11 protein-coding genes are annotated in these 12,789 nt (G+C 58.1%); 7 read left to right on the top strand and 4 right to left on the bottom strand.

Going from position 1 to position 12,789, the window contains the following annotated elements; translation table 11 throughout:
• Window positions 1–41 precede the first annotated feature (41 nt).
• The 3 genes from ACRHIG_RS20290 (at window position 42) to ACRHIG_RS20280 (ending at window position 4,688) form a co-directional block, all read left to right on the top strand.
• Window positions 42–2,945 (top strand): T6SS effector BTH_I2691 family protein, encoded by a 2,904-nt coding sequence (locus ACRHIG_RS20290; protein WP_489627675.1) that lies wholly within the window; start codon window positions 42–44, stop codon window positions 2,943–2,945.
• 186 nt (window positions 2,946–3,131) lie between these two features.
• Window positions 3,132–3,752, top strand: a complete 621-nt coding sequence (locus tag ACRHIG_RS20285; protein ID WP_489627674.1) for a hypothetical protein — start codon at window positions 3,132–3,134, stop codon at window positions 3,750–3,752.
• A 222-nt stretch (window positions 3,753–3,974) separates the two neighbouring features.
• A complete protein-coding gene (locus ACRHIG_RS20280; protein WP_489627673.1) occupies window positions 3,975–4,688 on the top strand; it encodes a hypothetical protein in 714 nt (237 codons plus the stop codon).
• Between the two features lie 503 nt (window positions 4,689–5,191).
• Here the strand turns inward: ACRHIG_RS20280 and ACRHIG_RS20275 are convergent.
• Window positions 5,192–5,725: an ankyrin repeat domain-containing protein gene (locus ACRHIG_RS20275; protein WP_489627672.1), complete on the bottom strand. Its 534-nt coding sequence runs from the start codon at window positions 5,723–5,725 to the stop codon at window positions 5,192–5,194.
• 39 nt (window positions 5,726–5,764) lie between these two features.
• Window positions 5,765–6,964 carry a YbfB/YjiJ family MFS transporter gene (locus tag ACRHIG_RS20270; protein ID WP_489627671.1) on the bottom strand — a complete coding sequence of 400 codons (1,200 nt, stop codon included), beginning with the start codon at window positions 6,962–6,964 and terminating at the stop codon, window positions 5,765–5,767.
• A gap of 300 nt (window positions 6,965–7,264) precedes the next feature.
• Between ACRHIG_RS20270 and ACRHIG_RS20265 the strand changes: the two genes are divergently transcribed.
• From ACRHIG_RS20265 to ACRHIG_RS20250, 4 genes are all read left to right on the top strand, one after another.
• The gene (locus ACRHIG_RS20265) at window positions 7,265–7,939 is read left to right on the top strand and encodes a CsgG/HfaB family protein (RefSeq protein WP_071077629.1); all 675 of its coding nucleotides are present in this window, start codon (window positions 7,265–7,267) and stop codon (window positions 7,937–7,939) included.
• A gap of 8 nt (window positions 7,940–7,947) precedes the next feature.
• Window positions 7,948–8,316, top strand: coding sequence for a DUF4810 domain-containing protein (locus ACRHIG_RS20260; RefSeq protein ID WP_489627670.1), 369 nt, complete (start codon window positions 7,948–7,950; stop codon window positions 8,314–8,316).
• The gene (locus ACRHIG_RS20255) at window positions 8,313–8,975 is read left to right on the top strand and encodes a DUF799 domain-containing protein (protein ID WP_489627669.1); all 663 of its coding nucleotides are present in this window, start codon (window positions 8,313–8,315) and stop codon (window positions 8,973–8,975) included. The genes ACRHIG_RS20260 and ACRHIG_RS20255 overlap by 4 nt, the downstream gene beginning before the upstream one ends.
• 126 nt (window positions 8,976–9,101) lie before the next feature.
• Window positions 9,102–9,734 carry a hypothetical protein gene (locus tag ACRHIG_RS20250; protein ID WP_489627668.1) on the top strand — a complete coding sequence of 211 codons (633 nt, stop codon included), beginning with the start codon at window positions 9,102–9,104 and terminating at the stop codon, window positions 9,732–9,734.
• On the opposite strand, the gene ACRHIG_RS20245 is transcribed toward ACRHIG_RS20250, so the two are convergent.
• Window positions 9,721–10,827 carry a tryptophan 7-halogenase gene (locus ACRHIG_RS20245; protein ID WP_489627667.1) on the bottom strand — a complete coding sequence of 369 codons (1,107 nt, stop codon included), beginning with the start codon at window positions 10,825–10,827 and terminating at the stop codon, window positions 9,721–9,723. The genes ACRHIG_RS20250 and ACRHIG_RS20245 overlap by 14 nt on opposite strands.
• The gene (locus ACRHIG_RS20240) at window positions 10,824–12,689 is read right to left on the bottom strand and encodes a LodA/GoxA family CTQ-dependent oxidase (protein ID WP_489627666.1); all 1,866 of its coding nucleotides are present in this window, start codon (window positions 12,687–12,689) and stop codon (window positions 10,824–10,826) included. The genes ACRHIG_RS20245 and ACRHIG_RS20240 overlap by 4 nt, the downstream gene beginning before the upstream one ends.
• Window positions 12,690–12,789 lie beyond the last annotated feature (100 nt).

The raw sequence follows: 12,789 nt of genomic DNA, 5'->3' as shown, positions 1-12,789 counted from the left end.
CAGCAGGATGAACGCGCGCCGCCCACTCAACAGGAAGAGCGATGAAAGACTGTAAATTTTGCGATAAAAACGGCTTGTTCATTTTGCCCTTGCGTTATGCGGCAGTGGTGGGTGAGGGCGCGGCGAATCATGTACCAGCCTTGCCCGGCAAGCTGGGCGACAAGGTCAAGCACATCACGCTGGAGAACGCCGGCTATGCGCCGCGCCTGCTGCGCTCCGGTTTCCTGTACGTGCTGATCAAGCGGTCGGGATTGTTGTATTGGGAAGGCTATTTTGCCGACGACGACGCCTTCCTGTCCAAATTTCTCGTCGATTCGCCGCCATCGGCGGCCGTGAATTTTTCTTGCGACCGCAGCACCTGCGGCATCAACGCCAGCATGATCGCGATCGACAAGATCGAGTTTGTCGAAAAAATTTATCTGTTGTTCACGCCGACTGCCATGACGAGAGAGCGGCTGGACGCGTATGCGGCCAATGCCGACGCCAAAGCTGAAAAGGGACAGATGCAGGTTTTCCTGCCGAAGGAATGGGCTGCAGGCAGTACCGAGCAGCCCCACAGCCTGAAACCTGAAGAGCTTGGCAAGTATGTTCCCGAAGCCGTGCTCGCCAGGCAATATCACAATGCCTGGAAGAGCCCCTTGGGGAAGAATCTCATGCAGCAGCTCTACATGGGAAGTTCCGATGCATATGTAGGCATGGCAAATCTTCCACTGGCGACGCCGGGCGGGCGGATGGGGAAGCTGGAAGAGAAAATGGTGGCGACGAAGGCGGCAGCATTTGTTCTGTTTGACCCGATCGGCATCACGCAGGAATTGAATGATTTTCGTAATGCCGCCCTGCAGCCGCTTGAAAATTTTCTCGATCGTGAGGACAAGGAAAAAGTCAGCAACCGGCGAAAACTGGAGGTGATGATCGCGATCGAGGATGTCAAGGAATCCGCCATCAAATATGGCGTCGAAATCAGGAAGAAGAGCCTTGCTGAAATGGATGCGAGCAGGATGCCGACGATCGACAAAGATAATGCGGCGATACTCAGGAAGTTAAATCGTGTCAAGGAGGCAGAGATCATCGAGGACAGGATGAGAAAAAACGAGGCTGCGCGCGAGAAGCGGCGCGAGCAAATATTGGCGACCAGTGAGCAGAATGAACGTGAAAAATTCAGCAGCAAATATGAGTCATTGATTGCGCTCGATGAAATCGATCTGTTCAAGAAAACCCTGGAAAATCTGTCAAAAAAGGCGGATGTAGAAACAAAGAAAAGAAATGCGGACCATATCAAATGGGTGACATCCGCCGAACTCGTCGATGCCTTCGATACCTATGATGAGCAGAACCTGGGTAGCGGCTTTTGCTTTACCTTGGAGCATTCACTGTGTACGTTTGGTATGTTTGCCTACAAGGGAAATTTACCGCTACTTAGAAAGTGGATGGACGTAACGACGATCGAGCGGAAAAATTTGTATATGCGCACAAATTTTTACAATTTTAAGTCGCTGTATGAGGAAGCGAAGAAAACTTTTCAAGATGCGAAAGACCAGGTCGAGGCGTCTGGCGATATTTCAAAGGTCCAGAGCGCACCATGGCTGAAGGCATGCAAAGGCTTGGTCGACTCCTTCAAGAAGATCGACTCCGCCTGGGATGAATGGTTACGAGATAAGGACGTTATCAAGATTCATACCGGCCAGGAAGAGGCAAAGGTCGGTTCGAAAATACACAGTTTGTCTAAATATCATCGCAGCGCGGAAGGCATGGCCTTTGCGCGAATATCAGAGTGGACCCAAGCCTTATCCAGCACCAGCAGCAGGCTTGATAAAGCGATTTCCAGCGTCGTCGGTGCATTGCTGTACTCCAAGCTGACCGACCTGGCGGAAAAGATCGGCTTTGAGGAGTTGATGAATCCCTTGAAAACTAAGCTTGTTGGAGAGTTGCAGGAAAAGGCAAAAAAATATGCTGACACCCTTAAAACAGAAAACGAGAAAAACAAGCTGGAACAGGGTATCGATAAAAAGGCTGCGCGCATGGCGCGGGCCGAAGCGACCAGAATTGCCCAAGCAGATGCAGCAAAAGTAGAGGGCAGCATAGAAAAGCTAATTCAGGATGAACAGCTGAAAGTCAAAAACAAGATCAAGCTGACGCTGGATGAACTTGATAAGGGGAAACGACCTGCGACCAACAATTTCCGCCACGCCAGGCTAGGCGTTGTTCTGATGTCGATCGAAGGCATTTCGCTGTCAACGAAATTGACGCATTTTACGGAATCGCCAAGGATCAAGGCGGAAATTACAGCATCTATCCTGTCGCTGAGTAGCATGTCCTTCGATCTGGTATATGCCGTGGCAAAATCAATCAGGGAAATTGAACCCTACAAAAATATTGCCGGAATTAATAATGCGGCAGACGTCATACGTGGCGGCCTAAAAATGACGGCCGGAACGTTAGGTGCCAGTGCTGGCGCGATTGCATCGTGCTTGGATATGCTTTCCGCTTACGATGAGTACAACAAAGAACGGGTGAATTGGATTCTCTTTGGAATATATGTGGGACGCGCCATTATCGGTTTGTTTAATACGGGATTGGGGATGATTGCAGCTTTTTCTTATGCGGCACCCTTGTTGTGGCGGATTGCCAGTTCTACGCTGATGAGTAATTCTGTCCTCGCCCTCAGAATGACGCATTTTTTTGCCGAATCAGCAACATTGGCGGGCAGATTGGGGGCAGGCCGCACTCTGTGGTTGATCAGACTGGCCAGATTTAATTTGATTGGCGTAGCGGTGACGGTGGTGGAAGTCGGATATCGCGTGTGGATCATGGATGATGACTTGGAGAATTGGTTTCAAGCATGTAGTTACAGGAAAAATAGGGGATGGTTCAGCGAAAAACCTTATGACACGGCTGAAAAGGAATTAATGGAACTGCAAAAGGCCTTCAAGGCAATTCAATCCTAAAACGCAGGGGTAGGCTGATGAGCAAAGAAAAAATACAAGCAGATTTTCCGATGAAATTTTATTTACTGTCGAAGGAATATTGACGGAACTGCATATTTCAGCGACGACCATCAATTTGCTCAAAGATATAGAGAAAAATGTGGCGGAAAAAACCTTGCTGGCGGAGTTGCGGCTGCCGTCAACGGCATGTATGGTGCATTGGCCAATTCAGCCATGTTGAGTTTGTATGATGGTGAAGATGCATACAACTTTGCCGGACTAGTTAACGGCAAAGTGGTGTGTGGTGTCTTTGATAATGCTAATAAGCTCAAGGATGGCGATGTTGTCAAGCTGGTTGTGACTGAACGGCGGGAGATACTGCATGTACACAGTCTGCTGCGCATCTGCGATAGTTTGTTATTAATGCCATTGAATACCTATTGCGGAGAGCGGGCATTTTTCAGGGCCTGTATGAAGGTCGCTTGGCGTTTTACCTTATTCATCTGGATCGTGATGTTTGGCGGGTTTTTTTACAGCGTCGATATTTCCATGGATGACCTGGTAAAGCCCTTGATAGCCTGCAGTATTATATTGCTGCTTCCTTTGCTGATCATTTTTCCATTTGAATACTGGACCTACAAGTCCATGCGTTATTATTCAGAATATGCATCAGCGATTTTCACTGCATATGGTTTTCCAAAGCCGGATGATTTGGATATACGCGGCGGCATTACCATGTATAAAGATCAAAGCTATGTATATGGTGGCGTGAATTGTGATTTGGCTTTGAGGAAGCACAGGTCGAAATACAATATTCAATCTGCCTGATAAATTTCAATTAAATTTTAAATTTTATATTGTTGATCCAAAAATGAATTGTTTTGAGAAAAATAGTGCCGCATCCTCACCTTGTTTAATGTAATGAAAACGCAGAAAATAAAAAAATTCAGTCATCCTTATCAGGACGCGCATGACGGTTGAAAAGAGTAATGTACATACTTGTTCCGAAGAGGTTTTTTTACTGTGGAAGGGATACTCACGGAATTTCATATGGCGGCAACAACCGTAAGCTTACTCAGTAAAATTGAAAACAGCCTTGCGGAAAAGAATCTGGCAGGTGGCGTCGTCGCCGCCATCCATGGCATGTCTGGAACATTGGCAACTTCAGCCATGCTAAGTTTGTACGATGGCGAAGATATGCATAACTTTGCCGGACTGGTAAATGGAGAAGTCGTGTGTGGTACTTTTGACGATGCGGACAAAATCAAAGATGGCGATATCGTCAAATTGGTCGTGACAAGGAGAGGTGACGTCTTGCACGTACACAGTTTGCTACGCATTGAAGATAGCCTGTTGTTGATGCCTCTGAATGTTTATTGCGGAGAACGCGCCTTTTTCTGGAGTTGCATGAGATTTGCAAGAAACATGACGCTATTTGTTTGGTTTGTTTTGTTTTCCGGATTTTTCTTGTTTATCGATGTATCGTTTGAGAAAAAAGAGGATTTAATAGCGGCATGTGGTGCGATATTATTGATGCCTCCGCTTTTCTGTTTCCCTTTCGAGTATTGGACATATAAGACCATGCGTGACTATTCAATATATGCTGAGAAAATATTCGTCGCTTATGGATTTCCAAGGCCGGAAATGTTTGATGCGCGTCGCGGAATTACTTTTTTTGAGAGTGATGGAAATAGATTTTTTGCGACTAATTGTGAACTGGCGCTGAAAAAACACAAGTCGAAGTGCAAGATAGCATCCACCTGATTATTTGGGTGGTAAATTTGCAACTTCCTTTTGCAGGTTTTATGGCATTTTTGAGCCGAAATGAATTGTTTCACGCCAAATAGAGCTGCATCCTCACCTTGTCTACGTAGTAAAATCGCAGAAAACATCAAAATAGATTCAGTCGTAATTGTCAGGGTGCGTATGATGGCCGCAGAGAGTAATAAACTTGCTTCTTCCGAGGAAGTTTTTTTACTGTGGAAGGAAAAATCACAGAATTTCATGTGGCTGCAACAAGTGTCAATTTACTCAGTAAAATTCAAAACTGCCTCGCGGAAAAAAATCTGGCAGGTGGCGTCGCTGCCGCCATCAATGGCATGCCAGGGGCGTTGGCAAATGCAGCCATGCTGAGTTTTTACGATGGCGAAGATATGTATAATTTTTCCGGCCGGGTCAACGGGAGAGTAGTCTGTGGTGTTTTTAGAGACGCTGACAAGATCAAGGATGGCGATGTCGTGTGGCGACTTGGAAACTTCCCAAGCCGGCTACGTGGTTTGCCCCAGGCTGACCAGCCGGGTCAAAGTCTCCTGCGCGTTCATGCTCTTGGCCAGTGAAACGGCAGTCATGCCGCGGCTGTCCACGGCATCGATGCGGGCGCCGTGCCGCAGCAGCAGGTCGAGGATGGCCAGGCGGTTGAACATGGCTGCCATCATCAACGGGGTCTTGCCGTCCGGGCTGGCGCCGTCCACCCTGGCGCCGTGCTGGAGCAGCAGCGCGGCGATGTCCAGATAGCCTTTATAGGCCACGCCGGCCAGCGGGGTCTGGCCCTGGTCGTTGGGCACGTTGGCGTCGGCGCCCGCTTCGAGCAGCAGGCGCGATGTTTCCAGGTGGCCATGGTAGCTGGCCAGCATGATCAGGCTGTCGCCTTTTTCGTTGCGGAAGTTGACCGGCACGCCCTGGGCAAGCATGGGGCCCAGTTGCTGCGTATCGCCTTCGCGCACCAGGGCGAACAGGCCCTGGATGAATTCCAGCGTTTCGGCATCCATCGTTGCCGGGCGTTTTCGTGCTTCGGTGTTCATCGTGTGCTTTCCGCGAATGTGGTCCAGGCTTGCAGTCTACTATGCGGCCGGCGCCAGCGCTTTTTGCCGCGTAGCCAGCGCCGCGCCGATGAAGAGGGCGATGGCCGAGGCGATCAAGCCCCGCTCCAGTCCCGCAGGGCCGTCGGCGATCCAGCCGACGACGATGGGGCCGGCGATCTGGCCCAGCGCGAACACGGTCGTATAGGCGCTGATGCCGGCCGTCCACGATTGCTGCGGCAGGTTATGCCGCACCAGGGCCGTGGTCGAGGCCACCACCGACAGGAACACGGCGCCGAAGACCAGCCCGGAAAGGAACACGACGGGCACAGCGCTCGTCAGCGCGGGCAGGATGGTGACCACGCCCAGCACGCCATTTAATATCGCCAGCGATTCGCCGCCCCGGTAGCGGTCGAGCATGCCCGCCCAGATGCGCGACGAGGCCACCACCGCCAGCCCCAATGCCGTGTAGAACACGGTGATCGAGGTGGCGCTCATGCCTTGCTGCTTGAGCAGGGCGATGACGAAGGTCATGTAGCCGATGTAGCCGACGCCAAACATGAAATAGCCGGCCAGGCTGGGAGCGAAATCGCGCCAGGCGAAGCGCCGTGGCGTGTCGAGGGCGCGCGGCGCTTCGCCGATCGCTTTGGCCGGCAGGGACATGATGGCGGTGGCGGCCAGGCAGGCGATGCCCAAGGCCAGCCATGGCCATTGCCAGGCATGTGCGGCGCCGTGGTCCTGTGCGGCGGCCAATGCGGCCGGCACCAGCAGGGCCGACAGGGCGATGCCGAAGCCCGTGCCGCCGTAATACAGGCCGATGTAGAAGCCCGCGTGCTGGCTGTGCATGGAACCGAGCCGCGCCGCCAGGACGCCGCCGGCGATGAAAATGAAGGCGCTGGCCACGCCCGCGCACACGCGCTGCAGGAACAGGGCAGCCGTGTCGCTGACCAGGCCCGACAGCAGCATGAAGACGCTGGCCAGCACGCAGCCGGCGATCAGCAGGCGCCACACGCCCAGGCGGCGCATCAGGGCCGGCGTGGCCAGGGCGCCGAGAAAATAGCCGAGCGCATTGAAGGTGTTCATGGCCCCGGCCAGCAGGTAGGACCAGCCCAGGTCGTCACGCATGGGCGGCAGCAGCAAACCGTAGGAAAAGCGCGACAGGCCCAGGGCGACGGCGGCGCCCAGCGACAGCGCCAGCGCCGTGGCCAGCGGATGGGACGGGGAGCGATCGTGTGTCGGCATGGCCTGGATACCCGTCTATGAGGGAGCGTGGAGTGGGCGCCGGGTGGGGCAGGCCGGCGGGCAAGGTCTGTGCGGGACAGTGGCGCTGGCGACACGCTTTTTACTGCTAAGTTAGCGAATCGGACCCGGGAAGTCAAGCTGCGCCGCGCCTGTCATTGCTGGCAACAATGCAATCTTTATCATCGTTACTTTTGGAGAGAATTGTGAGACATGCAATCTCATATAATTGCAATTAGGAAATTAACTTGCCAAAATTCAATTTTGCGAGTTGCTCCTGATCCTCCATATCTTAAGGGCACTATGAACAAGAATAAACCCGGCGCGTTGTTGATTGCAGCGCTGATTGGCGCGGCGTTGGCTGGCTGCGCTTCCGAATCGTCGCAAGCCCTGGCTGTTCCCACAGTCGCCAGCGCGGCCCGACCCTACGTCGGTCCACGCACCCTGATCGCTGTCGGCAAGTTCGACAACCGCTCGAACTTCATGCGCGGCATCTTTTCCGATGGCGTCGACCGCCTGGGCAGCCAGTCGAAGACGATTCTGATTGCGCACCTGCAAACGTCCAACCGCTTCAATGTCCTCGACCGCGACAACATGGCCGAGCTCAAGCAGGAAGCCGAATTCAAGAAGCAGGGCCAGAACATCAAGGGCGCGGACTTCGTCGTCACGGGCGACGTGACCGAATTCGGCCGCAAGGAAGTGGGCGACAAGCAATTGTTCGGCATCATGGGCCGCGGCAAGACACAAGTGGCGTATGCCAAGGTCACCTTGAACGTCGTCAATATCGCCACCTCGGAAGTCGTGTACTCGGCCGGCGGCGCCGGCGAATACAGCCTGTCGAACCGCGAAGTGCTGGGCTTTGGCGGCACCGCCAGCTATGACGCCACCCTCAACGGCAAAGTCCTGGATCTGGCCATGCGCGAAGCGGTCGAGCGCCTGGTGGCTGGCGTCGAAGCGGGCGCATTGCGCAAACAATAAGGTATCCCATGAAAACAATGATGAACAAGGGTGCAGCCCTGCTGGCCATGCTCGCCTGTGCCGCCCTGACCGGTTGCGCCACGCAATCGAAGACCCTGTACCAATGGGAAGGCTACCAGCCGCAAGTGTACGAGTACCTGAAGGGCGAAAGCCCGGAGCAGCAGATCGCCGCCATGGAAAAAGACCTGCAAGTGATCGCTGCCAAGGGCAATCATGCGCCGCCGGGCTTCCATGCCCACCTGGGCATGCTGTACTCGATCGCCGGCAAGCCGGAGCAGGTCGCCGCGCAGTTCGAGGACGAGAAGAAGCTGTTCCCGGAATCGGCGCCGTACATGGACTTCCTGTTGGGTAAAATGAAAAAAGGCGAAAAATTATGATGTCGCGCATGTTGAAAATGGCCCTGTGCCTGGGTCCCGCCATCTTCATGGTCGGTTGCGCCACCAAGCAGGCGGCCTACGACTACACGGCTTTCAAGGCCGCCAAGCCCCGTTCCATCGTGGTCTTGCCGCCGTTGAACAACTCGCCGGAAGTCAATGCCGGCAACAGCGTCTACGCGCAAGTGACCTATCCGCTGGCCGAAGCGGGCTACTACGTGCTGCCGGTGGCCGTGGTGGGCGAGACATTCAAGCAGAACGGCTTGACGAACGCGGCCGATATCCACGGCGTCGATGCGAAAAAGCTCAACGAGATCTTTGGCGCCGATGCTGGCCTGTACGTGACGATCTCCAAGTACGGCACCACCTACGCCGTGATCGACAGCGTGACGGTGGTGGCGGTCGATGCCAAGCTGGTCGACCTGAAGACGGGCGCCTTGCTGTGGCAGGGTGCGGCCAGCGCGTCTAGCAATGAAGGCAATAACAGCGGTGGCGGCGGCCTGGTCGGCATGCTGGTGACGGCGGCGGTCAAGCAGATCATCAACACCAGCACCGACGCCAGCCATCCGCTGGCTGGCACGGCGAATGCGCGCATGCTGTCGGCCGGCGTGCCGAACGGCTTGCTGTACGGCCCCCGTTCGGAGCGCTACCTGGCGCAGTAAGCGTCCTGCCGCATCGGCAAGGCATGTGCCGCTGTACTGAATGACCGGCGCCGGGGGAAATCACGGACTCGTCCCCCCGGCGCTGTCTTTCCTGAGTCCGGGCAGATCCAGAGCAAAGGGCAAGCGATGACTACTCAATTCAAGGTCAACTACAACGTGTCGGCGGACGAGCTGCAGGGCAAGAGCGTGCTGGTCTTCCTGAAACCGCAGAATCCGCAGCGTAATTACCAGATCCACGCCTGGCAAGTGCTGGCCGGCGCCCCCGGCACTACCGAATCGTTCGACTACACGGCGCAGATCTCGACCGACGTGACCAGCCTGGGCGTCAACGACAGCAAAATCGTCTCCGCGCGCAAGCCGGTGCAGCCGGGGCAGCTGCTGCCGGCCGTCAGCCCGAACGGCATGACGCCGCCGTTGCTGCAGCCAGGCGCCGCATCCCTGGCGCAAACCGGACTGACGCCGCAGCAGTGCGGCGTGATCAACCAGACCAATCCCTACATCCAGTTCGACAGCAACTGGTACGTCAACGACAGGCCGGTCGTGACCATGCCGCAGGTCGATACGAACATGACGGTCAGCTTCGAGCACCTGCCCAACTTCTATTTCATGGTGGCTTCGCCGCCGATGGTGGGCCAAACCTATATCGCGCAGAATTTCTCGGACATGACGCAGTACGTGATGCCGGAGACGGTCAAGGAAGCGGACGTCACTCTGAACCGCAAGCAGGGCTTGTGGCGCTTCGACTTCAGCGGGAGCTGAGGCGCGCCGGGACGCGCCGGCGCCAGAACGGCGCCGACGGCCAGCGCGTTTCCTGGCCGTAGCAGTACGCCAGGTGGCGTTCGTACGCCGCGCCGATGGCCGCCAGCTCCCCATTGTAGTGTTGGCAGGCTTGCGGTTCTCCCCGCAGCGTGCGGTCGGCGGCCTCGGCCGCGGCCAGGCCCGTGTACAGGGCGTTGAAGATGCCTTGCGACGACAGCGGATCGAAGCTCAGGGCGGCGTCGCCGACGGCGAACCAGCCTGGGCCGGCACCGGCGTCCAGGCTGGCAGTATGGGCGGGCGTGGCCAGGGTGGGCGTATCGGCCGCATAGCCTTGCTGCTCCAGCAATTCCCGCGTCGCCGGCAGCCGGCGCGCCGCCGCTTCCAGCCAGCCGGCATCGCGCAATCCGGTTTTGGCCAGCAAGTCCGCATCCGTATGCAGGGCCAGCACGCGGCGCTGGCCGGGCAGGGGTGCGCTGTACCACCAGCCGTCTTCGCAAGCCTCGATGTGGGCAAAGCCCCGAGCGGACGGCGTGCCGTCATGCCCGTATTGCCATACTGAAACCAGCCGGTCGCCGCGCTGGCGCCGCGCCCCGATTCTGCGGGCCAGCCGGGCGCCCCGTCCCGTCGCGTCGATGACGATGCGCGCCGCCGCGTCGCAGGGGCCGTGCGGCGTCTGCAGCCGCACGCGCCAGCCGCCGTCCTCCGGCGTGATGGCGTCGACACTGGCCGGGGCCAGCAAGGCGGCGCCGCGCTGGCGCGCCTCGTCGCGCAGCCACAGGTCGAAGGTGCCGCGCGCCAGATGCCAGCCGTGGCCATCGGGATCGCTGAGGAAGTGGTGCTCCGTCCAGGCGCCGTTCCACCAGGCGCGGTTGCCGTGGTAGGGCGCGTGGCCCTGGCGCAGGAAGGCGTCAAGCAGGCCCATGTCCCGCAGCAGGCGCGCGGCGGCCGGCGGCAGCGATTCGCCGATGCGCGCCAGCGGCGCGGCCAGCCGGTCCACCAGCAGGACCCGGTGCCGCCCCGCCAGGTTCAGGGCGGCCGTGGCGCCGGCCGGACCGGCGCCGACGATCAGCACGTCGGCCTGCAGCAAGGTCACAAGCGGTGCCGCTGCAGATGGCGCGCTTTTTCCGTGCCTTCCAAGTCGACGTCGACGAACTCGTCCGGCATGGCCGCCGCCGCGCGCAGCAGGTGCTTGCCGGCTGTGGGCGGCGGCAGGTTCTCCACCTGCAGGAACGCGGGAAAGCCGTTCACGTCCGTGGGGCCGGGGCGCACCTCGACCACACCCACTTGCGCCAGGTCGGCGATCATGTTGTTGATCTGCTCTTCATAGCTGATGTTGCCCAGCGGACGTATCCACGCGGCACGCCGGGCGAAGGCGGCCAGGCGGTCGTCGACGGGAACTTCGCGGTTCATCACCGTATCGTAGGCCAGCTTGCTCATCACCTGGTTCGGCACGCGCGCGGGCCAGAACGTGGGCACGTAGGGATCGTAGTCGGACTGGTAGCCGGAGCGGCAGCTGGCCGTGTCCGTTTGCCATGGCACGGCCATCCAGCGCGTCACGCCGCCCGCGATCTGTGCCGAGCAGGGGCTGCTGATATTGTCCGGCGTCAAGACGGCGCCATAATCGGGCTCGACCCAGCCCGGCGGCCGGTGCGCCAGGCGGAACGGCGCGCTGTACATGCTGGCCTGGCGCATGGGCCAGGTCATTTCGCAGCCGGGGTGGAAGGCGTCTGCCAGGCAAAATTCCATGGCCGCGCGCAGCAGGGTGTCCGGTTGCAGGGCCACGTCCACCTCGGCCAGGCTTTGCGGCGGCGTCTTGCCGGGCGCGTAGTCGGCCGTGAACTCGCCGGCGGCCCATTGCTTGAGGAAGCGCAATTGCAGATTGCTCAGCGCGCAGTTCTGGCGCGGCGTGTCTGCCGGCGGGATGGCCATCGCATCGCCATACAGCCAAGGCCACGGCGATGGCGCCCAGGCGTCGCGCTCGAACTGGCGGAACTGGTTGTAGATGACGTTGCGCCACTCCCTGCGGCTTTCGGCCGGGCTGGCCAGGCGCGCCATCCATTCGTCGCGGCTGAACGGCGTGCTGCCGTCCCAGCCGAAGGCGGCCGCGAAGCCCGCATTCACCCATTGCAGGTTGGACAGGCGCTCGAAAATGGGACGGATGTCGTCCTGGAACGAGGGCACGGCTGGCGCTGCCAGTTTTCCTGTGGAAACAAACAGGTCGCGCATCAAGTCCCACATGGTGCGCACCGACTTTTGCTGCGGCGCGTAGTCGGGCGGCGCGACGACCACCCAGGCCATGTCGACGGGCAGGGCCTGCCCCTGGTAGCGCACCGTGGCGCAGACGGGGCCGTCGGCCGTGTCGTCATGCCAGCCTTCGTTGTTGGCGAAGGTGATGGCGCGCGCGCCATTCCACGACGCCGACTTGCCATGGCCGCCCAGCACGATCAGCCGCCCCATGGCGTCCGTGCGCAACTCGCCCAGGTAGACGGGCGTGCCCATGAAACGGCCGCCGTCGAAGGCCACGGCCGGCTGTTCGCTGCCGCTGATCTTGCGCTCGCCCGGCGTGATGGACAGTTGCGCGCGGTCGGTGACGGCCATGTTGCGCAGGAACGAGGGCTGGGTGACATTCGCCTCGGGAATATCGAGCGCGATCTGGAACTGGTACCACGCCGCCTTGGTGTTGGCCAGGGTGACGGCCCATTCGATGTCGGCATTGCCGGAGTTTAATTCGGCCACCGCCACGCCGGCGGCATTCAGGCCGTAGATGCGAAAACCGGCCGCCTGGCGCTTGATGGCGCCGGCCGCATCGCGGTAATACCCGGCCGGCCGCGCCGCCGGTTCCGGCACCTCCGGTCCCAGAAAGTATTCGCTGGGACTGTTGCCCACGCGGGCAATGCCGATGGGCGGATAAATCGCCGCCTTGACGATGACGGTATCTTGGGAGGAACTGGACATGGCATGCCTTTCCAGGTGGCGTGGAGGGAAGGAAAATATACCGCAGAAAAAATGCGCCAAATGCGCACATAGTCACCGCTTCGTGAATTCGTGCGATGGG

Source organism: Janthinobacterium sp. C22, assembly GCF_057919405.1.
The sequence above is the reverse complement of the archived record's forward strand: the minus strand, read 5'-3'. Positions and strand labels throughout refer to the sequence as shown.